Consider the following 20,829-nt stretch of genomic DNA (forward strand, 5'->3'; position numbering starts at 1 on the left):
GCGATCGGGCCACGCCCCGGTTCACCCCCTGGCGCCGCGGATCATCCCCGTGTTCTCGACGCCGCCTGTTCCAGGAAGAAGCGGAGCATCTCGCGCGATGCGTCGGGACCGGCAGGATCGGCATGGGACCCGGCGCCGTCGCCGCCCGACCAGGCATGCGCGAGGCCCTCGATCCGCCAGTGTTCCCGCGGCTGTGTCCGGCCGCCACCGGGCAGCGTCGTGCGCGTGAAGTCCCGTCCGTTCTCGGTGCCCGTGATCCTCTCGCCGGAGCCATGCCGAGCCGCGTCGAGACCCGCGATACGCTCGCCGTTCGCCGGATGGACGGTCGTGTCGCGGGCGCCGTGAAGGATGATGGCGGGCACGCGCGGCGGCATGGCGCCGTTCGCCCCCGCCTTGCCGGTGCGCATCACGGCCAGCGCCGTTGCGACGTCGCGGGCGCTGGCATGCGGCAGGCCGGAATGGATGCCGACGGCCGCGAAGAGGTCGGGCCGCGTCGATCCGAGAGTGGCGGCCATCGCACCACCCGCCGACAGGCCTGCCGCAAAGATGCGACGGCGGTCGACGGCATGACGGCGGGCGATGTCCTCGACGATCCCCGCCACGATCGCGGGCTCGCCGGTCCCGCCGTCCTGGTGCGCGGGGTCGAACCAGTTCCAGCAGAGATTGGGATTGGCCGAGCGATCCTGCTCGGGATAGGCGACGAGCACGTTGGCCTCCTCGGCGACCACGTTCATCCGCGTGCCCCGCGCGAAGTCTTCCGGGTTCTGCGTGCAGCCGTGCAGCATCACCACGAGCGGGCGCGGCCCCTTGGCCTCGGCCGCCGGCACGTAGAGACGATAGGCGCGTCGCCCGGCCGGACCCTCGTGCACAAGGCGGGCGAACTCGGCCCCGCGCGGCATGTCCGGCGAAGGCTCCGCCGCCCGGCCGGGATGGATCGGAGCGTGGGGTGCAAAGCGCGGCCGGGTGCGCAACGTCGGCTCGCTCGCCGGCGGCTTGCCTCGTGCCGGTTTCACCGCCTCGACCGTCAGCTCGATCGTCGGCCCACGCAAACCGTCCGGCGCGCCGGCGACCGGTCGGGAGGCCCCGCCCAGGCGCTCCTGGATCAGCGCCGTGGCGTCCGACAGGCGCCGGGAGAGAACGAGGCGTTGCGCCTCGGCCAGGAAGGGAAGGGAACGGACCATGCGGTTTTCCTGCAACAAGAGGCCTGGAGACGAGCCGGACCGGGCCCGTCAGTGAATGCGGTCGGCGAGGGCGGCCTTGACCGCCGCACTGGCCTGGAGGCCCCCGAGAACGGTGATCGACCCGATCGTCTCGCGGGCGAGCTCCGCGGGAACGTCGTCGTCGAAGGTCGCCAGGCCGAGCACGCGGACGTGGAGGATCCGGCCCGCCGTCTTGGCGCCTTCGAGGTCGGCCCGGGTGAAGCGGCGCAGTCCGAGTTCGAGCGTCAGCCGCTCGGACGATCGGCGCAGCTCGGCGTCATGGGCGTCGAGATGCTTGCGGATGGCGGTGCGGATGACGTCGCTGCGGTTCGCGTAGAACCCTTCGCGCACCAGGAGGTCGATGCGTCCGAGATCGACATATCCAAGGTTCAGCGTCAGCTTCTCGCTGTCCCCGGCGCGTTCCTGTCCGACGGCCTTCTTCGGCATGCCCCGACTTTCCCATTATGCATCCAAGTGGATGGTAAATGGATGTTCCGGGTTCTGCGCACAAGAGGCGAGGGGCACGGGATCGATGGTGCGACCGAGTGCCGCTGAAAGTCGGCTCGCGGGATCCCCGCCGACACACGAGGCATCGCCGATGACCGCTCCCCCAGCGCTCCCGTCTCCCGCCCCGACGGTGCCAGACCTGCCGGCCGATCGACCGTTCGTCGGATGCGAGGTCCCGGACGCAGGCACTTCCTCCGTGCGGCGATGGTGCCGGAACTGGTGGATGAGCCGGGTTCGTTTGCCAGGACCCGCTGCGGAACCATTCGCGGTGAAGCCAGCTTCGTGATGCACCACGGAGACACACGTCATGACCGACACCAACCGCCGCACGTTTCTGGCAGGCGCCGCCCTGACCGCAGGCGCCGCCGTCACGCTCGCCTCGAACACGGCGGCGTCCGCTCAGTCGGGCGGCGGCGGCGGCGCGTCGGAGCCGACCGCCCCGGCTGCCGCGGGCTATCCGAAGCCCCCGTATCCGACCGACATGCAGCCCTGGCCGGGGCTGGCCTCGCGCATGAATCCGCGTCCCGACCACGGCGAGACGAGCTACAAGGGCTCCGGCAAGCTGGCGGGCAAGAAGGCGCTGATCACGGGGGGCGACAGCGGCATCGGCCGGGCCGCCGCCATCGCCTATGCCCGCGAGGGCGCCGACGTCGCGATCAACTATCTTCCCGCCGAGGAGCCCGACGCCAAGGAAGTCGTCGCGCTGATCGAGGCGGAAGGGCGCAAGGCGGTCGCGATCCCCGGGGACCTGCGTTCGGAGGAATTCTGCCGCAGCCTGATCTCGCAGGCCGCGGACCAGCTCGGCGGCCTCGACATCCTCGTCAACAACGCGGCTCTCCAGCAGACCCGTCCCTCGATCGCCGAGATTTCGTCCGAGCTCTTCGACGACACGATGAAGACCAATGTCTACGCCCCGTTCTGGCTGACGAAAGCCGCGCTGGAGCGCATGGAAGCGGGGGCGGTGATCGTCAACACCTCGTCAGAACAGGCCGGCAACCCGTCACCGGAGATCATGCACTACGCGATGACCCGCGCGGCGGTTCTGAACTTCACCAAGGGGCTGGCCAAGGAACTGGCGCCGCGTGGCATCCGCGTCAACGCGGTCGCGCCGGGACCGTTCTGGACGCCGCTCCAGGTTTCGGGCGGGGCGACGACGGAGAAGCTGCGCACCTTCGGCGGCGATTCGCCCATGGGCCGCGCCGGCCAGCCGGCCGAGATCGCAGCTCTCTACGTCGCCGCGGCCGACCCGCTGCTGAGCTATTCCACGGGCCAGATCTTCGGATCGACGGGTGGCAACGGCCAGCCGGCCTGATGCGAGAGCGGGGCGCCGGAACGGTGCCCTTGCCGTTCCGCGATCCGGCCGTATCGCGGCGGCCCGCGTTCGCATGAGGGAGCAGATGCCGCGCTGGCGGTCTCGGGCACCGCGCCTTGGTCGCTGCAGTTGGCTGGGGGGAGGGACCGAAACGCCGGGACTGGAACCCCACACCGCGGGATGGGCGTGGCCGGCGAAGGAAGAAAGTTCCCTTCCGCTCCGATCGGCGCAATCGCGTTCCTTGGAGAAGCCGGGACCCATCGCCCATATCTCACCCATCGGATCGATCCCCGTCCAAAGGACAAGTCGCATGAAATGCCTCGTTGCCACCGCTCTCGCCCTCGCGCTCTCGAGCGGCGCGGCATTCGCTGGAAGCCTTGCGGACGTGCAATCGGCGAAGGCCCTGCGCATCGGGACCGAAGGCACCTATGCGCCGTTCACGTTTCACGACGCCTCCGGCCAGCTCGTCGGCTTCGACGTCGAGATCGGCCGGGAGGTCGCAAAGCGCCTGGGCGTGGAGGCCACGTTCGTCGAGGGCAAGTGGGATGGGTTGATCGCGGGCCTCGCCGCCGACCGCTACGATGCGGTGATCAACCAGGTCGGCATCACCGAGGAGCGCAAGGCGCGCTTCGACTTCTCCGATCCCTATATCGTATCCAAGGCCGTCCTGATCGTGAAGCAGGGCAACGAGGCGATCAAGGGCTTCGGCGATCTCAAGGGCAAGCGGGCGGCACAGTCCCTGACGTCGAACTACGGCCGCCTTGCGGAAGAGGCGGGCGCGACGCTTGTGGGAACGGACGGGTTCGACCAGTCGGTTCAGCTCGTGCTGACGGGCCGCGCCGACGCCACGATCAACGACAACCTGTCCTTCCTCGACTTCAAGAAGCAGAAGCCCGACGCGCCCGTCGTCGTGGTCGCGACACAGGGCGAGGCCGCCGCCTCGGGGATCATCGTCCAGAAGGATAACCCCGATCTCGTCGCCGCGATCAACAAGGCGCTCGGCGAGATGAAGGCGGACGGCACCTACGAGGCGATCTCGCAGCGCTACTTCGGGGCCGACGTCTCGCGCTGAGGCTGGCCCTCCCGTCTTCCGCGATCGATCGGCCGCCCTATCATCCCCGATGCGGGGCGGCTGCGTCGCGCAACGTGACAAGAACGGATCGCTGTGCCTCCCAGCCTGCAACTCATGCTCGACTCGCTCTGGCCGCTGGTTCGGGCCGGGCTGACGTTCACGGTGCCGCTCGCCATCCTGTCGTTCGCCATCGGGCTGACGATCGGGTTCGCGACGGCGGTGGTCCGGTTGTTCGCGCCCAGGCCGATCGTGGCGATCGCGCGCTTCTACGTCTGGTTCATTCGCGGCACGCCGCTGCTGGTGCAGCTGTTCGTCATCTTCTACGGACTGCCGAGCCTCGGCATCCTGATCGACGCCTTTCCCGCGGCCCTGATCGGCTTCTCGCTCAGCGTCGGCGCCTACACCTCAGAGATCATCCGCGCCGCCCTCTCGTCCATCCCGAAGGGCCAATGGGAGGCGGCCTACTCGATCGGCATGACGCAGCGCCAGGCGATGACGCGCACCGTGGTGCCCCAGGCGTTGCGCGTCGCCGTACCCTCGCTTTCGAACTCGTTCATATCCCTAGTCAAGGATACCTCGCTGGCCGCCGCGATCACGGTGCCGGAGCTGTTCCAGCAGGCTCAGCGGGTCGTCGCCGTGACCTACGAGCCGCTGATCCTCTACATCGAGGCGGCCCTGATATATCTGGCGCTGTCGTCCGTCCTGTCGGCGCTGCAGAACAGGCTGGAACGCCGATTCTCCAGCTATGGCGGATATGTCGAGGGCCGGTCATGATCCGCCTCTCGGGCCTTCGCAAGAGTTTCGGCGAGAACACCGTGTTGGACGGCGTCGATCTCGACATCGCGCCGGGGCGCGTCACCGCCTTGATCGGCCCCTCGGGCAGCGGCAAGAGCACGCTCCTGCGATGCGTCAACCTTCTCGAGGTTCCCGAAGCCGGCAGCCTCGAACTCGACACGCTGCGGATCACCTTCAACCCCGATGGGCGCCTGCCGCAGAAGGACGTTCTGGCCGTGCGGCGAAGCACCGGCATGGTGTTCCAGAACTTCCAGCTCTTTCCCCATCGCACGGTGATGGAGAACGTCACGGAAAGTCTCGTCATCGTCCAGCGGTGGCCGCTCGACCGGGCGCGGGCGCGGGCCGCGGAACTCCTGCGGACCGTCGGCATGGGGGACAAGGCGGACGCCTATCCCGCCACGCTTTCCGGCGGGCAGCAGCAACGCGTCGCCATCGCACGCGCACTCGCGGCGTCCCCGAAGCTGCTTCTGTGCGACGAGCCGACCTCGGCGCTCGATCCCGAACTCGCTGCCGAAGTCGTCGACGTCCTCGGCAGGCTCGCCGAGGACGGGATGACGATGCTGATGGCCACGCACGATCTGCGGCTCGCCGGCCGCATCGCCCAGCACGTGGTCTTTCTCCAGGGCGGCGAGATCGTCGAGCAGGGGCCGCCGGCGGAGATCTTCGGCCATCCGCGGGACGAGCGCACGATACGCTTCGTGAGAACCCTGTCGAACACGGCCTGACAGGCCTGCCCGCGTTCGGACGGCGTCTCGTCGCCCTTCGCCCCGGGGTGCCGATCAACGAAACCTTCACTGGAACGGCTTACACCGGAACCGTCGCCGTCACGGTGCGGCCGGCCGGCATCGTCCAGAGATGGTTCTCCATGTTTCCCAAGCTTACGATATCGCGCAAGCTGATCCTTGCCTTCGCGGCGATCATGGTCGTTCTCTTTGCGGCGAACGGCCTGCTCTGGTCGAGCATGTCGGATGCTTCGTCCGCCAACGGCGCGCAGACGAACAACCTGATGGCCTCGTTGCAGGCCGAGCGCATGCGCGCATCGCTGTATCGCCAGCAGAACGCCATCGGCAACAATCTCCTCACCGGCGAGGAGCGCTTCCTCAAGACCTATGCTGACGCCAAGAGCGGCTTCGGGAAGGCCGCCGACGAGTTCCTCGCCTTGTCTCCCTCGGACGAGCAGCGGTCGAAGGTCTCGACGGCGCGCACGGTGGTCGAGACCTGGTGGGACAAGGCCGGCAATCGCATGATCGAGCTCGGCCGCGATCCCGCGACCCGGGCCGAGGCGCTGGCCCTGCCCAAGCAGTTCCCGCTGACGCAGGCCTACGACCTGCTTGACGACGCCCTGAAGGTCCAGCAGGAACTCATCGCCTCGAACGGCGCGTCCGCCGACGTCGCGAACACGATGTCCATGCGCACGATGGTCGGCTCGCTCGCGATCAGCGGCGCCATCGCCCTCCTCATGGGCTGGATGCTGGTCCGCACGATCTCGCGGCCGATCGTCGGGCTGACCGGCGCGATGCGCCGGCTGGCAGCGGGCGACACCTCGATCCACATCCCCGAAACCGAGCGCCGCGACGAGATCGGCGACATGGCCGGCGCGGTCCAGGTCTTCAAGGACGCGGCGCTGGAAAAGCTCCGGCTCGAAGCGGAGGCCGAGGCCAGCCGCGAGACCCGTGCGGCCGGTGCGGCCCGTCAGGCGGCGATCGATCAGGCGAAGGCGGAGGACCTGCGCGTCTTCGTCCATCTTGTCGAGGAAAGCTTCCAGAGCCTTTCGCAAGGCGACCTCACCGTGCGCATGGCCGCGACCACCGCACCCGAATTCGAGCCCATCCGCCGGACGTTCAACGCGTCGGTGGAAGCTCTCGAAGGCGCGATCGGAACGGTGGTCGAATCCGTCGGCACGATCCGCCTCGGGCTCGGTGAGATCGCGGCGGCCTCGGGTGACCTCGCCCATCGCACCGAACAGCAGGCGGCCTCGCTGGAGGAAACCGTTGCGGCGCTCGCGGACGTGACGGTCACCATCGACGGAACGGCGGCCGGGGCCGGCGACGCGCAGCGGGCGGCTTCCGGCACGGAGCGGGTCGCTGCGGCCGGCGGCGAGATCGTCGCCCGCGCGGTGACGGCCATGGCCGCGATCAAGGCGTCGTCGGACCAGATCGGGCGGATCATCGGCGTCATCGACGAGATCGCCTTCCAGACCAACCTCCTGGCGCTGAACGCCGGTGTCGAGGCCGCGCGCGCCGGGGAAGCGGGCCGTGGCTTCGCCGTGGTGGCGCAGGAAGTGCGCGGCCTTGCCCAGCGCTCGGCGGAAGCGGCCAAGGAGATCAAGTCGCTGATCTCGAGCTCCGCCTCGCAGGTCTCGATCGGCGTCGACCTCGTCTCCGCCTCCGGCTCGTCGCTCGAGGACATCGTCGCCAAGGTCGGCGACGTCAGCGGGATCGTCTCTCGCATCGCCGAAAGCGCGAGCGATCAGGCGCGGCGTTTGAAGGAGGTCGCGTCCGCGGCCGACCAGATGGATCACGTGACGCAGCAGAATGCGGCCATGGTCGAGGAAACCACCGCGGCGGCCAAGGCCTTGACGGACGAGACGGAACGGCTCGCCGCCCTCACGCGGCGTTTCCGGATCCGCTCGGCGATCGCCGCCCCGCCCGCCGCGCGGGCGACAACGCCCCGCGCGCCCGTGGTGCAGATGCGCACGCTCGGCTCCGGCGGCGCTGCCGCGAGGCCCGTCTCCGCTGCATCCGAATGGGAAGACTTCTGAGGCGCACGCCCTGACGCCGTCCGGCCGCCGCCCGCTCGTTGTCAGGGTGCCCAAGGCGGAAGTGCTTCATCGAAGGCGTTCCGACCGCAAGCAGGAGGGCGATCCTGGTTCCCGCGTTAGCGCGCGCTAGCCAACGTCTGCCCGAAGCAACGGATCGGCCCCGTCCTCGCCGGCCGCACGATGGGACGGCGAGATCCGGTCGACGGCCCGTTCCACGATGGACAGGTGCTCCAGCATGGCGCGCGCCGCGCGATCGGCGTCGCCATCGAGGATGGCGGCCACCACGGCCCCGTGCTCGCGCTGCGAATGGGCGATGCGGTGCAGCGCCTCGAACTGCATCCGGCGGAAGGGGGCGAGCCGGCGGCGCACGGAGCGGGTCGTCTCCTCCAGGAAGCCGTTGTGCGAGCCGGCATAGAGCGCGTCGTGGAACTGCTCGTTGTGCGCGAGGTAGCCGCCGACGTCGCCGCGCAGCACCAGTTCGGCGCCGTGCGCGTGGAGATGCGATAGCGCCTCGCATTCGCCCGGCGTCATCGCCTCGGCCGACAGCCGGGCGCAGAGCGCTTCCAACTCGCCCATGACGCGGAAGATGTCGTGAAGCTCGCGTTCGCCGACATTGGTGACGATCGTGCCGCGATGGGGGCGGGACAGGGCAAGCCCGATCGATTCGAGCTGGCGCAGCGCCTCGCGGATCGGCGTACGCGAGACGCCGAACTCGGCCGCAAGGCTCGTCTCGTCGAGCGCCTCGCCGGGGCGAAGGATGCCGTGGACGATCCGATCGGACAGGACCTCGCGGATCATGTCCGCCTGCGTGCGCTTGGGATGCTTCGTCATTGCGCCAGTATCAGGCGGCTTGGGCGCGCGAGGCAATGTAGGTCCGCCAGCCGCCGAACTCGGTGATCTCGGTGGCCCCGTCGAGCGCGGCCGGCTCGCACAGGAAGCCGGACACCTCGGACCCGTCGTCGAGCACGAGCTTGCCGATCCCGAGCGGCTGGGGAATGGCGGCGACGAAACGGCCGAAGGCGGCGGGCGAGAGCCGCCAGACCTCCACGGCGATGCCCGGTCCCGCAAAGCCCGGCGCGCGCACGAGACCGGGCTTGGGCGGCACGGTGCCCGCGAGCGCGTAGAGGCGATAGCCCGGCGCGGTGCGGGCTTCCGTCAGGAGCGCGCCGCCGAGCTCCGTCAGCTGACCGTTCAGCGGCATGCCGGTGAGGTGGGCGCCGACGACCGCGATGGCGATGTCGTCGGTCGGCCTGTCGGCGACCGCGGGCGGCTGGAGGGTGCGGTCGACACCGGCCCCGGTTTCGGCCGCCGCGTGGAGGCGGGCGGCGAAGGGGGCGAGCGCCTCGTCCGTGTCGCTCGGGGCGACGAGCTGCACGCCGAAGGGCAGGCCGGCCTCCGTGAAGCCGGCGGGCACGGCGATGGCGGCGCAGCCGAAGAAGTTGGCGAAGTTGGTGTAGCGGCCGAAGCGGGCATTCAGCGCGACCGGATCGCCCCGCATCGCCTCGACCGTCTGGATGTCCGGCGAGGTCGGCAGGAGGAGGGCGTCGACCTTCGCCCACTCGCGCTCGGCTTCGCGCCGCAGCGCCTCCAGCCGGTAGCGACCGGCGAAGGCATCCACCGCGGTCATGCCCCGCGCGCCCTCGATGATGGTGCGCACCGTGGCGTCCATCGCGCCCGGTGCCCGGTCGATGAACGGCAGGACGGCGTGCAACCGCTCGGCCACCCAGGGGCCCTCGTAGAGCAGCGCCGCCGCCTCGCGGAACGGCCGGTAGTCGAAGCGGACGATCTCGGCGCCGAGCGTGCGGGCGCGTTCGACGCTCGCCGCGTAGAGCGCGCGATAGCCCTCGTTGCCGAAGAATTCGAGTTCGTCGTCCTCGGGCACGCCGACGCGCAGGCGCGCGGGCAGCGCGGCCTCGCTGAGGCGCCGCGAGAAGGGGTCGCTTTCCTCGAAGCCCTCGGCCACCCGCCGCACCTCCAACCCGTCGGCGACGGAAGCCGCGAAAACGGTGACGACGTCGAGCGAACGGCAGGCCGGCACGACGCCCGCGGTGGCGACGCGGCCGGGCGAGGGCTTGATGCCGACGATGTTGTTGAAGGCGGCGGGCACGCGGCCGGAGCCCGCCGTGTCGGTGCCGAGCGAGAAGGCGGCCAGGCCCGCCGCCACCGCGACGCCCGAGCCCGAGGACGAGCCACCCGAAACGTACCTCGCGTCGAAGACGCAGCGCGGCGCGCCATAGGGCGAGCGCGTGCCGTTAAGGCCGGTGGCGAACTGGTCGAGATTGGTCTTGCCGATGACGAGGGCGCCTGCCGCCTTTAGCCGGGCCACGACCGGCGCATCCGCCGCCGGCTCGTAGGCGAAGTCGGGACACCCGGCGGTGGTGGGCAGGCCGGCGACGTCGATATTGTCCTTGACCGCGACGGGCAGGCCCCAGAGCGGCAGGGAGTTGGGCTCCGGCGCGCGTGCGAGAATGTCGGCAACGGCTGCGCGGAGCGCGTCCGGCGCGGTCCGCGCGATGAAGATCGCGGGATCGGCCGCCGCCAGCCGTTCGAGAAGGGCGTCCACCATCTCCGGCAGGGTCAGGCCGGACGCATAGGCAGCCCGAAGACGGGCGAAGTCGAGGACGGTGGGCAGTGTCATGTCGCGGGCTTTCGAAAGGGTCAGGCGTCGCCGAGGATGCGCACGGGGGCCGCCCAGGAGATGAGGACAGTGCAGCCCTCGTCGGACCAGACGCGGTGGACGCTGCCGGGCGGGTTGAGGACGACGTCGCCGGCCCGGTAGGTGCCGCGCTCGTCGCTCTGGCTCCCCGCGAGGACGAGGATCGTCTCGAGGCCGGTATGCTCGTGGCGTGGCACGCCGGCGCCCGGCCGGTAGCGCAGGAGGGCCAGCGCAGGACCGCCGCTTTCCCCCGGCCGCTGGAGATGCGCGATCTCGACGCCCTCGCGGAACGGCTCGAAGGCGGCGTCGCAAAAGGCGCCCGTGGCCAGGCCCGGAAAATGCACGGGGTCGCTCATGCGAGGGCCTCCAGGATGGCGTCCGTCTCTGCGGTCCAGCCGACGATCGCGCCTTGCGCGCGGATCATCGCGAGCGTCGCGGCCTTGAATTCGGGGAAGTAGCTTTCGGTCGCGTCCTCGGCGAGCAGGCACTCGTAGCCCCGGTCGTTGGCCTCGCGCATCGTGGTCTGGACGCAGACCTCCGTGGTGACGCCGGCGAAGACGAGCTGTCGCAGGCCGAGCCTTTCAAGCTCCGCGTCCAGCGGTGTCGCGTGGAAGGCACCCTTGCCGGGCTTGTCGAGCACCAACTCGCCCGGCAGGGGCGCGAGGTCGGGCACGATGTCGGCGCCTGGCTCGCCGCGGACGAGGATGCGCCCCATCGGGCCGGGATCGCCGATGCGTTTTCCCTCGGGGCCGCGCAGACGCTTGGCCGGCGGGCAGTCCGACAGGTCGGGCGCATGGCACTCGCGCGTGTGGATCACCGGGCGCCCGGCGGCGCGAAAGCCCGCGATCAGTTTCGCCACGGCGGGCACGATCGCCTGGAGCGGGTGCACGTCGTTGCCGAGACTCTCGCCGAAGCCGCCGGGCTCGAGGAAGTCGCGCTGCATGTCGATGACGACGAGGCCGACGCGGGCCGGGTCGAGCGCGAACGCAAAGGGCAGGGCGGAAACGGTTCCCATCAGACGTGCCCCGCCATGGCGCGGCCGATCGCGAACGGATCGGCCGCCGCGCCGCCGGGCGTCTCCATCACGATCCGCCCCTCGAAGAGGACGAGGATGCGGTCCGACAGCGCGATCACCTCGTCGAGGTCTTCGGAGACGAGGAGGACGGCCGTGCCCCGGTTGCGCGCGGCCATCAGCTGGGCGCGGATGTCGGCGACCGCCCCGAAGTCGAGCCCGAAGCACGGGTTGGCGACGACGAGGAGGTCGGTCTCGCCCTGAAGCTCGCGGGCGAGCACCGCGCGCTGCACGTTGCCGCCCGACAGCGTGGCGATCGGCGAGCCGGGGCTCTGCGTCTTCACCGAGTAGGCCGCGATCAGCCGCTCGGCGTCGCGCCGCATGCGGGCGCGGTCGAGGAGGCGGATCGGCGCGCCCGCCTCGTCGCGGTCGAAGGAGCGGAAGGCGAGGTTGTCGGAGACCGACATGCGGCCGACGCAGGCGTTGCGCAACGGCTCCTCCGGCAGGCAGCGGACCCGCCGCGCCTGCGCCTCGGCCCGGCTCGCCCGGTAGATCTTGCCCCCGACCTCGAGTACGCCGCCGTCCGCCGGTGTCTGTCCCGAGAGGACCTCGACTAGCGTCGTCTGGCCGTTGCCCGAGATGCCGGCGATGCCGACGATCTCGCCGGGCGCAACCTCCAGATGGTCGATCGCGATCGCGCCCCGACTGCCCGGCAGGCCGGCGGTGAGGTTTTCCAGCCGCAGCACCGGCGGCGCGGTGGGCGAGGCCGTGCGGGCGGGGGCCTCGGTGAGTTCACGCTCGCCGATCATCATCCGCGCCATGTCCTCGACGGTGAGGTCCGCCACCTTGCCGCCGCCGGCGGCACGTCCCTTTCGCAGCACGCTGACCCGGTCGCAGAACCGCGTGACCTCCGAGAACTTGTGGGTGATGAGGAGCACGGCCATGCCGGTCTCGGCGGCGCGGGTGCGCAGGAAGGACAGCACCTCCTCCGCCTCGCCCGGCGTCAGCACCGAGGTCGGCTCGTCGAGCACGAGGACGCGGGAGCCGAGATAGAGCTGCTTCAGGATCTCGGTCTTCTGCCGCTCGCCGGCCGACAGGCGGTCCACGGCGACATCGAGCGGCACGCGGAGCGGCATCGTCTCCATGAAGGCGGCGAGGCGCCGGCGCTCGGCCCGCCAGTCCACGACGCGCGGCACCGTGGCGCCGGCCATCACGAGGTTCTCCAGAACGCTCATCGCGGGCACCAGCGTGAAGTGCTGATAGACCATGCCGAGGCCGAGCCGGCGCGCGTCGCGCGGCGAGCCGACGGCCACCTCGCGACCGTCGAGCACCACGGCGCCGGCGTCCGGCCGGTGGTAGCCGAGAATGCATTTCACGAGCGTCGACTTGCCCGCCCCGTTCTCGCCGAGCAGCGCGTGGAACTCGCCGGGATGGAGCGCGATCGTCACGTCGTCGAGCGCCGTGAAGGCGCCGAACCGCTTGGTGAGGCCGACGGCTTCGAGAAGTGGGCGCGATCCACGCGTCTCGGCGGCCTCGGGCTCGTCGTCGGGCAGCGCCTCCAGCGCGCTCATGCGGTGATCGCCTCGATCAACGCGGCGCTCGAGGCCACGGCGCCGAAGACGCCGCCCTGCATGGTCACCATCTTGATCGCGGCCTCGTGGTTGCCGCGGTCGGTGGCGCCGCAGCAGTCCTCCAGGATCACGCACTCGAAGCCGCGGTCGTTGGCCTCGCGCATGGTGGTGTGGACGCAGACGTCGGTGGTGATGCCGGTGAGGACGATGTTGCGGATGCCGCGCGCGTGGAGGATCAGCTCGAGGTCGGTGGCGCAGAACGAGCCCTTGCCGGGCTTGTCGATGACGACCTCGCCGGGCAGGGGCGCGAGTTCGGGGATGATCTCCCAGCCCGGCTCGCCGCGCACCAGGATGCGCCCGCAGGGGCCGGGATCGCCGATGCCGGCGCCGATCTGGCGCGAACGCCAGCGCTTGTTGGCGGGAAGGTCGGCCAGGTCCGGCCGATGCCCCTCGCGCGTGTGGATGATGGGGAAGCCCCTGTCGCGCATGGCGGCGAGAACGCTACGGATCGGTTCGATCGGCGCGCGTGTCAGCTGGAGGTCGTAGCCCATCTTGTCGACATAGCCGCCGGGGCCGCAGAAGTCGGTCTGCATGTCGATGATGACGAGCGCAGTGGTCGCGGGCGCAAGGCTCCCATCGTAGGGCCAGCGATAGGGGGTGGAGGCGATCGTGAGACCGGCGGCGTTCAGCGTGTCCATCGCTCCGGCTCCTTATTCGGCGGCCTGGGGAAGGGCGTCGCCGTATCGGCGCGTCGGGGCGGGGAAGCCGCAGGACGTGCCGTCCACGATCTTCACCTCGTCCTCCCATGCTAAGCGATAGCGGCCGGCGACCATGTCCTGCATGTACGTGTAGGGGCAGTCCTGCGCGCCGCCCTGGACCGCGACGTAGCCGCGATGGCCGAGCTGGTAGATGTTGTTCTCGACGCCCCAGCCGCGACGCGCCTCGCGCACGAGGTCGGGCCGGACTTCCGCGGTGATGATTTCGTCGACGCGGCCGGTGGTGCCGTGGGCGAGAACCGTGCCGTCGAAGTTGACGATCATGCCCTCGCCCATGGAATCGAACGAGCCGTCCGATCCGCACATGCAGACATTCGCGGTCACCATGAGATTGCAGAAGGCGTTGACCTGATTGGTGAAGCGCCAGCTTTCGCGGATCGGCGCGGTGTAGCCGGCCGTGCGCAGCATGATCTCGGCGCCCTTGTAGGCGCATTCGCGCGCCATCTCGGGGAACATGCCGTCGTGGCAGATGATGAGGGCGAGCTTGGCGCCCTTCGGCCCGTCGATGACGGGGATGCCGAGATTGCCGGGCTCCCAGGGCTCGACCGGAACCCAGGGATGGAGCTTGCGGTAGTTCAGCCGGATCTCGCCGGTGTCGTCGATCACGAGGCCGGTGTTGTAGGGCATGCCGCCGGGGTTCAGCTCCATGATAGAGAAGCAGCCCCAGATGCGGTTGTCGCGGCACGCCTTGCGGAACGCCTCGACCTCGGGCCCGTCCACGCGGCACATGATGGCCGGGTTGGTGTCCATCGACAGGCCGTGGAGCGAGTATTCCGGGAAGACCACGAGATCCATGGTCGAGAGGTTGCGGCGCGCCTTGCCGACCATGGCGACGATGCGCGCCGTCTGGCGCCGGAGGTCGTCCGGGGTGGCGACGGTCGGCAGCTGCAGCTGCACGCAGCCGATGACGACGCCATTGTCCGATTTGTTCAGTCCGCCGAGGCCGTTCATGCCGGGCTCCTATTTGGTGATGGAAAGCTCGCGCGGCGCGCCGTCGAGGGCGCGGCGGGGCGAGGAGGTGAGGACGAGGATCACGAGCGTCAGCACATACGGCGCGGCATAGAAGAGGTAGGTGCCGCCGGTGACGCCGACCGACTGGAGCGCGGGTCCGAGCGCGCCCGCCCCGCCGAAGAGGAGCGCCGCCCCGAAGCAGGCGACCGGGTTCCACCGCGCGAAGATGACGAGGGCGACGGCGATCAACCCTTGACCGGACGAGATGCCCTCGTTCCAGGAGCCGGGATAGTAGAGCGAGAGGTAGGCGCCGCCGACGCCGGCCATGAAGCCGCCGAACATGGTGGCCGCGATGCGCACGGGGACGATCGGATAGCCCATGGCGCGCGCGGCATCCGCGCTGTCGCCGACCATGCGCAGGACCAGGCCGACCCGCGTGCGGCGGAAGGCGAAGCCCATCGCGAACGCGATCGCGATGCCGACGAGGAACAGGGGATTGATCTGGAGCGCCGCCCGAAGCGCCGGGTCGCTGGTCCAGAAGCCGAGGTCGATCGCCTGGAGCATGGGCGCGGCGGGCTGGATCAGCGGCTTGCCGAAGTAGAAGGCGAGGCCCGTGCCGAAGATCATCAGGGCGATGCCGACCGCGATGTCGTTGACGCCTTTCAAGGAGCAGATCGCGCCGTGCAGGAGCCCGAACAAGGTGCCGGCGAGCCCGGCGGCGAGCACCCCGGCCCAGGGGCTGCCGGTCAGGAGCGAGCCGCCGTAGCCGGCCATCGCGCCGAAGACGAGCGTGCCCTCGAGGCCGAGATTGATGCGGCCCGACTTCTCCGTCACGCACTCGCCGAGGCTGACGAAGAGGAACGGCGTCGAGACGCGGATCGCGCCGCCCAGAACCGCCACGAGGACGCTCCAGAGATCGAGGCTCATCGGGCACCCCCTTCCGCGCGCAGGGCTTTCGGCACGAGACGTCCGGCCAGCGTCTCCGACAGGAGGATCGACAGGAACAGGCAGCCCTGGAGGACGAGCATGGTCGCGTCCGGCAGGCCCATGCGCCGCTGCACGAGGCCGCCCGCCGCTGCGATGCCGCCGACGAGGATCGCCATCGGCACGATGGCGAGCGGGTTCTGCCGCGCGAGGAACGCGACGAGGATTCCGGTGTAGCCAGTGCCCGCGATCAGCGAGGCGTTGGCCGAGCCCTGCACGGCCGCCATGTCGATCATCCCCGCGATGCCGGCCGCCGCGCCGCCGGCGATCGCGAAGGCGACGACGAGCCGCCCGACCAGCAGGCCCTGCACGGCGGCGGCGCGCGGATTGCCGCCGGCGATGCGCGCGGCGAAGCCGAACGTGGTGCGCCGGATCACGAAGGCGCTCACGAGGCAGGCGAGGACGCCGACCGCAAAGCCCCAGTGCACGTCGATTCCCGGCAGGGTGCCGATGCGCAAGTCCGCCGGGATCGGCGTGGTGGAGGGCTTGTTGAGGCTCGCCGGATCGCGCAGCGGCCCTTCCACGATGTGGTTGAACAGTGCGATGGCGATGTAGCTGAGAAGCAGCGAGGCGATGGTCTCGTTGACCCCTCGCGCATGGCGCAGCCAGCCGGCAAGGCCGATCCAGAGCCCGCCCGCCAGCGCGCCGGCCAACGCCATCGCGGCGATGCCCGGTACCGGCGACAGGCCGGCCAGAGCTGCGCCCGTCGCCGCGGCTGCCAGACCGCCGAGCACGAAGGCGCCTTCGCCGCCGATGATCACGAGGCCGAGCTGCGCCGGCAGCGCGACGCAGAGCGCGGTGAGGAGGAGGGGCGCCGCGCGCTGCAGCGTGTTGGCGATCGAGAAGGCCGTGCCGAACCCGCCGCGCCAGACGAGGCTCGCGAACGTCGCCGGCGAATGGCCCTGCAGGCCCAGGAACAGCGCGAACGCCGCAAAGCCCGCAAGGATCGCGAGGACCGGCAGGAGCACGGCCTCGATCCGCCGGCATGCGGCGTCCGAGAGGCCGCGCGCCGGCGCGGCCAGGGGAGAGGCGAGATCGAGGCTCATCGCGGCCGGTCCCTGCTCGCTCAGGCCGTCGAGCCGACGACGCCCTCGACGAGATAGTCCATCTTTTCCAGCTCGATTGCGGTCTCCGGATAGCTCTGGCCGGCAGCCACCACCTCCTTGCCCTTGTTGTCCTTGAGTGGCCCCTTGATGACGGCGTAGCCGCCTTTCATTATCTCGGCGCGCACGCTGTCGGCTTGGGCACGCGCGGCCTCCGAGACCATGGCGCCATAGGGGCTCGACTTCACGAAGCCTTCCGCAAGACCGCCGCGCACGAAGTTCGGCAGCGGTTCGCCGCCTTGCGCCTTCTCGACGAAGGAGCGGTAGACGTTGGCCCAGTCCCATTCGGCGCCGGTGAGGTAGTGCTCGGGGGCGAGCTCGGCCTGGCTCGTGTGGTAGCCGGTGACGAACGAGCCGCGGCCGGCCGCCGTCTGCACCAGCACCTTCGGCCCGTCGACATGGCAGGTGATGACGTCGACGCCTTGGTCGATCAGTGCGTTGGCGGCCTCCGCCTCCTTGACCGGCATCGACCAGTCGCCGGTGAAGATGACCTGCGTCGTAATCGACGGATCGACCGAGCGCGCGCCGAGCGTGAAGGAGTTGATGTTGAGGAGGACCTGCGGGATCGGCTTGGCGGCGATGAAGCCGAGCTTCTTCGACTTCGACTGGTGGCCGGCGACGATGCCCGACAGGTACTGCGCCATGCCGATATAGCCGAAATAGGAGCCGGCGTTCTCGGGATCGCTCTCGCTCCAGAGGCCGCCGCAATGGCGGAACTGAACATCCGGGTTGGCGGTGGCGGCTTCCAGCACGAAGGGCTTGTAGTAGCCGAACGAGGTCGGGAAGAGGAGCTTGGCGCCGTCGAGCTCGATCATCGACTGCATGGAGCGCGAGACCGCCTCGCTCTCGGCGACGTTCTCCTCCTCCAGGACGGTGACGCCGGGCATTGCCTTGATGATGGCGGCGGCCTGCGCATGGGCCTGGTTGTAGCCGAAGTCGTCCTTCGGGCCGACATAGAGGAAGCCGACCGTCAGGTCCTCGGCGGCGCGCGCGGAGCCGGCGCGCAGCATCAGCGGACTGAGGGCGAGCGCGCCTGCGCCCTGGAGGAAGCGGCGGCGATGGATCGGCAGAAGCGGCATGGCGAAATGATCCCGTCGAGGAATGACGAGAGATTGCATGCAATGCCCGTGCCAAGGCGAAGGATCATGTCATATCAGTTGTTTGGCGAATTTCTCCGGTGGTATCAGTTTCGAGTGTTGATGAAACATTAGGCAGGTGCATCGCGATCCTGCGCGTTCAGGCGCCTTGCGGCAGGTTGCGCGTCCGGTCGAGGCGGCGCGCCACCTGTTCCACGAACTTGGCCGCCGCCACCGGCAGGGTCCGACCGCGCAACTGGCCGAGGACCAGCGGCCCGTGGGTCGGGTCGGCGTCGGCGACGGGAATGGAGACGAGCCCCGGCTCGAGCCAGGAGACCTCGGAGCCGACCTCGATCTGGAAGGTGATCACCTCGCCGGAGCGCGCGAGGTTGCGCAGCATCTCGAAGGAGTCTGATTCGAAATCGACCGACAGCGCGAAGGAACTGGTGGACAGGATGCCGTCGATGATGCGCCGCGACCCGAACGAGCGGTCCGCCAGCGCGATCGGGTAGGGCGCGCAGTCGCGCAGGCGGATGCTCGCAAAGCGCGTCAGCGGGTGGTCGCTCGCCATCACCGCGTGAAGCCGCTGGCCGATGGTGACGATCGGCTGGAGCTCGGCGCTGCGGCGCGGCCGGAAGATCAGCACCACGTCCGCCTCGTAGTCCACCAGTCGCTGCAGCGCGACGTCGTGGTCCACCACCGAGATCGAGAAGCTGACGCGCGGATAGATCCGGCGGAAGGCCGCGATCTCCTGCGGCAGGAGATAGTTCACCAGCGCCTGGCTGCAGGCGATGCGGATATGCCCGCGCTTCAGGCCCTCCAGGCTCTCGATCTGCGAGCGCGTTCGGTCGAGGTCGACGGTCTGCTGCCGGATCCAGCGGATGAAGGTCTCGCCGGCCGCCGTGAGGCGAACCCCTTGCGCGGACCGCTCGAAGATCGCGGTGCCGAGATCGTCCTCGACGTCCTGGATGCGCCGCTGCAGGGCGGAGGGGGTGATGTTGAGCTCCTCCGCAGCGCGCCGGATCGAGCCGTGGCGGGCGGCGAGATCGACGTAGGACCAGATCCGCATATGGCGCATCGCCGCGTGCTCCGCTCAGGGGTGTAGACTTTTTCGTATCACATCGCATCGAAATCGGCATTTCCGGTATCCGCGTTTCGGCCTGTAGCGTCGTCCCGAGATGACAGGAGCCCGAAGCGCTTGGCCGAGCCGATCCACCCTTCCCGAACCGCCGAACCCTTCCGCCTCGGCGCCTCGCCCGGGCAGGGCTGGCAGGTCGCGCCGGACCGGATCTCGACGCTCCGCCCCGAGCCCACGCCCCGGCCGGCTTCGTTCGCGGCGCGGCCGCGCGCGGTCGAGATCGATCTCACGCGGACCGCCGTGATCGCGGTGGACCTCCAGAACGACTTCCTGCACGGCGAAGGCTGGTTCGCCCAGGCCGGGCGGCAGGGGCGGGCGCCGATCGAGCGGATCGACGCTTTCGCTCGCGGCTGCCGGAGCGCCGGCCTGCCCGTCGTCTGGCTGAACTGGGGCCTGCCCGGCACCGCCGCGCACCTGCCGGCCTCCACGCTTTATCGCGGCAAGCGCGAGGCGGACGCGATCGGCTACGGCGAGCGCCCGGCGGGCCGCGACGAGGGCACGCTCCATGCGGGGTCCTGGGGCGCCGCGCTCGCCGACGGGCTGACGCGCGAGCCCGAAGACCACGAGGTGCACAAGCAGCGCTTTTCCGGCTTTCCCGACACCCATCTCGACAGCCTGCTGCGGCGCATGGGCGTGTCGACGCTTCTCTTCTGCGGCATCAACACCGACCGCTGCGTCTTCGAGACGCTGACCGACGCCGCCGCGCTCGGCTACGACTGCGTGCTCCTCTCCGACCTCTGCGCCACCGTCTCGCCGCCCGCCATCGAGGCCGCCGTGGTCTGGCTGGTGGAGACGCTGCACGGCTTCGTGGCGGAAAGCCCCGACCTCCTCGCCGCCCTTTCGCCCGTCCCTCCCGCACAGGAAGCCTGACCCATGCGATCCCTTCTCGCCGTCCTCGGCCTCGCCCTTCTTGCCTCCGCCGCGCCGCTTGGCGCAGCGTCGGCCCAGACGCCCGTGCGCATGGTCCTGAACTGGAAGTACCAGGGACCGCAGGCCCTGTTCTTCCTCGCCGAGGACAAGGGCTATTTCAAGCAAGCCGGTCTCGACGTGACGATCGACCAGGGCGAGGGCTCGGCCGCCGCCATCACCAAGGTCGCGACGGGCGCCTACGATGTCGGCTTCGGCGACATCAACGCCCTGATCGCGCTGGCCGCCACGCAGCCGGACCAGGCGCCGATCGGCATCTACCAGATGTTCAACACGCCGCCCTTCACGATCGCGGTCAAGGCCGACGGCCCGATCGCCAAGCCCGCCGATCTCGCCGGCAAGACGATCGGCGGCCCGGCCAGCGACGGCGCGCTGAAGCTGTTTCCCGCCTTCGCCAAGGCGGCCGGCATAGACCCGGCGGGGGTGACGGTGACGAACATGCAGCCCAACCTGCGCGAGCAGATGCTGATGAGCGGGCAGGTGGATGGGGTCTTCGGCTACGTCAACACGATCGCCTTCAGCGCCAAGGCGGCCGGCATCGATCCCGAGACGCAGCTGCGTTTCGTCAAGTTCGGCGACTACGGGCTCGATCTCTATTCCAACGCCGTGGTCGCGTCGAAGAGCTTCGCCGCCAAGCACCCGGAAGCGCTGAAAGGGCTGGTTGCGGCGCTGAACCGCGCCACGAAGGACATGATCGCCGATCCCGCCGGCTCGGTGGACGCGGTGATGAGCCGCGAGCCGCTCCTCAACCAGGCGGTCGAGGTCGAGCGCACGCAAGCGACGCTCGCCGCCGAGATGAACCATCCGGAGATCAAGACCATCGGCCTTGGCGCCATCGACCCCGCGCGCATGCGTCGGGCGATCGACGTGGTGGTGGAGGCCAACGCGCTGCCCCGGACGCCGGCGCTGGAGAAGGTATTCACCGACGCCTTCCTGCCGCCGCTCGCGGAGCGCCCGACGGCCGTCGTGAACTGAACGCAAGGCAGGTA

General features: G+C 70.0%; 20 protein-coding genes. 7 read left to right on the plus strand and 13 right to left on the minus strand.

The window, feature by feature from the left end:
- Nucleotides 1-41 precede the first annotated feature (41 nt).
- Complete coding sequence (locus AUL34_RS08900) at nt 42-1,181, minus strand: PHB depolymerase family esterase (protein ID WP_082653257.1); 1,140 nt, start codon at nt 1,179-1,181, stop codon at nt 42-44.
- A gap of 48 nt (nt 1,182-1,229) precedes the next feature.
- On the minus strand, nt 1,230-1,646 hold the full coding sequence (locus tag AUL34_RS08905; RefSeq protein WP_061933339.1) for a hypothetical protein: 417 nt from the start codon (nt 1,644-1,646) through the stop codon (nt 1,230-1,232).
- A 367-nt stretch (nt 1,647-2,013) separates the two neighbouring features.
- Between AUL34_RS08905 and AUL34_RS08910 the strand changes: the two genes are divergently transcribed.
- The 5 genes from AUL34_RS08910 (at nt 2,014) to AUL34_RS08930 (ending at nt 7,646) form a co-directional block, all read left to right on the plus strand.
- On the plus strand, nt 2,014-3,018 hold the full coding sequence (locus AUL34_RS08910; RefSeq protein WP_061933341.1) for an SDR family oxidoreductase: 1,005 nt from the start codon (nt 2,014-2,016) through the stop codon (nt 3,016-3,018).
- A gap of 310 nt (nt 3,019-3,328) precedes the next feature.
- A complete protein-coding gene (locus AUL34_RS08915) occupies nt 3,329-4,090 on the plus strand; it encodes an amino acid ABC transporter substrate-binding protein (protein WP_061933343.1) in 762 nt (253 codons plus the stop codon).
- Between the two features lie 93 nt (nt 4,091-4,183).
- Nucleotides 4,184-4,864, plus strand: coding sequence for an ABC transporter permease subunit (locus AUL34_RS08920; RefSeq protein WP_061933345.1), 681 nt, complete (start codon nt 4,184-4,186; stop codon nt 4,862-4,864).
- Nucleotides 4,861-5,610 (plus strand): amino acid ABC transporter ATP-binding protein, encoded by a 750-nt coding sequence (locus tag AUL34_RS08925; protein WP_061933347.1) that lies wholly within the window; start codon nt 4,861-4,863, stop codon nt 5,608-5,610. Before AUL34_RS08920 ends, AUL34_RS08925 begins: the two co-directional genes overlap by 4 nt.
- 140 nt (nt 5,611-5,750) lie before the next feature.
- Nucleotides 5,751-7,646, plus strand: a complete 1,896-nt coding sequence (locus tag AUL34_RS08930) for a methyl-accepting chemotaxis protein (RefSeq protein ID WP_156420850.1) — start codon at nt 5,751-5,753, stop codon at nt 7,644-7,646.
- A gap of 126 nt (nt 7,647-7,772) precedes the next feature.
- On the opposite strand, the gene AUL34_RS23000 is transcribed toward AUL34_RS08930, so the two are convergent.
- The 11 genes from AUL34_RS23000 to AUL34_RS08985 form a co-directional block, all read right to left on the minus strand.
- Nucleotides 7,773-8,477: a GntR family transcriptional regulator gene (locus AUL34_RS23000; RefSeq protein WP_061933351.1), complete on the minus strand. Its 705-nt coding sequence runs from the start codon at nt 8,475-8,477 to the stop codon at nt 7,773-7,775.
- Nucleotides 8,478-8,487: 10 nt separating this feature from the next.
- A complete protein-coding gene (gene atzF, locus AUL34_RS08940; protein WP_061933354.1) occupies nt 8,488-10,284 on the minus strand; it encodes an allophanate hydrolase in 1,797 nt (598 codons plus the stop codon).
- A gap of 20 nt (nt 10,285-10,304) precedes the next feature.
- On the minus strand, nt 10,305-10,658 hold the full coding sequence (locus AUL34_RS08945; protein ID WP_061933356.1) for a cupin domain-containing protein: 354 nt from the start codon (nt 10,656-10,658) through the stop codon (nt 10,305-10,307).
- Entirely contained in the window at nt 10,655-11,317 is a 663-nt protein-coding gene (locus tag AUL34_RS08950; RefSeq protein ID WP_061933358.1) for a cysteine hydrolase family protein, read from the minus strand. Before AUL34_RS08950 ends, AUL34_RS08945 begins: the two co-directional genes overlap by 4 nt.
- The gene (locus tag AUL34_RS08955; RefSeq protein ID WP_061933360.1) at nt 11,317-12,885 is read right to left on the minus strand and encodes an ABC transporter ATP-binding protein; all 1,569 of its coding nucleotides are present in this window, start codon (nt 12,883-12,885) and stop codon (nt 11,317-11,319) included. Before AUL34_RS08955 ends, AUL34_RS08950 begins: the two co-directional genes overlap by 1 nt.
- The gene (locus AUL34_RS08960) at nt 12,882-13,583 is read right to left on the minus strand and encodes a cysteine hydrolase family protein (protein WP_061933362.1); all 702 of its coding nucleotides are present in this window, start codon (nt 13,581-13,583) and stop codon (nt 12,882-12,884) included. Before AUL34_RS08960 ends, AUL34_RS08955 begins: the two co-directional genes overlap by 4 nt.
- Before the next feature lie 12 nt (nt 13,584-13,595).
- Complete coding sequence (locus AUL34_RS08965) at nt 13,596-14,612, minus strand: formamidase (protein WP_061933364.1); 1,017 nt, start codon at nt 14,610-14,612, stop codon at nt 13,596-13,598.
- 9 nt (nt 14,613-14,621) lie between these two features.
- Nucleotides 14,622-15,539 (minus strand): ABC transporter permease, encoded by a 918-nt coding sequence (locus tag AUL34_RS08970; RefSeq protein ID WP_061933366.1) that lies wholly within the window; start codon nt 15,537-15,539, stop codon nt 14,622-14,624.
- Entirely contained in the window at nt 15,536-16,642 is a 1,107-nt protein-coding gene (locus tag AUL34_RS08975) for an ABC transporter permease (RefSeq protein ID WP_061933368.1), read from the minus strand. The genes AUL34_RS08970 and AUL34_RS08975 overlap by 4 nt, the downstream gene beginning before the upstream one ends.
- A 20-nt stretch (nt 16,643-16,662) precedes the next feature.
- On the minus strand, nt 16,663-17,778 hold the full coding sequence (locus tag AUL34_RS08980) for a BMP family ABC transporter substrate-binding protein (protein WP_061933369.1): 1,116 nt from the start codon (nt 17,776-17,778) through the stop codon (nt 16,663-16,665).
- Nucleotides 17,779-17,935: 157 nt separating this feature from the next.
- Complete coding sequence (locus AUL34_RS08985; protein ID WP_061933372.1) at nt 17,936-18,853, minus strand: LysR family transcriptional regulator; 918 nt, start codon at nt 18,851-18,853, stop codon at nt 17,936-17,938.
- A gap of 120 nt (nt 18,854-18,973) precedes the next feature.
- Between AUL34_RS08985 and AUL34_RS08990 the strand changes: the two genes are divergently transcribed.
- Nucleotides 18,974-19,783, plus strand: coding sequence for a cysteine hydrolase family protein (locus AUL34_RS08990; protein ID WP_192845722.1), 810 nt, complete (start codon nt 18,974-18,976; stop codon nt 19,781-19,783).
- A gap of 3 nt (nt 19,784-19,786) precedes the next feature.
- On the plus strand, nt 19,787-20,815 hold the full coding sequence (locus AUL34_RS08995; protein ID WP_061933374.1) for an ABC transporter substrate-binding protein: 1,029 nt from the start codon (nt 19,787-19,789) through the stop codon (nt 20,813-20,815).
- Nucleotides 20,816-20,829 lie beyond the last annotated feature (14 nt).

Source organism: Aureimonas sp. AU22 (assembly GCF_001463745.1).
Taxonomy (GTDB): Bacteria; Pseudomonadota; Alphaproteobacteria; order Rhizobiales; family Rhizobiaceae; genus Aureimonas.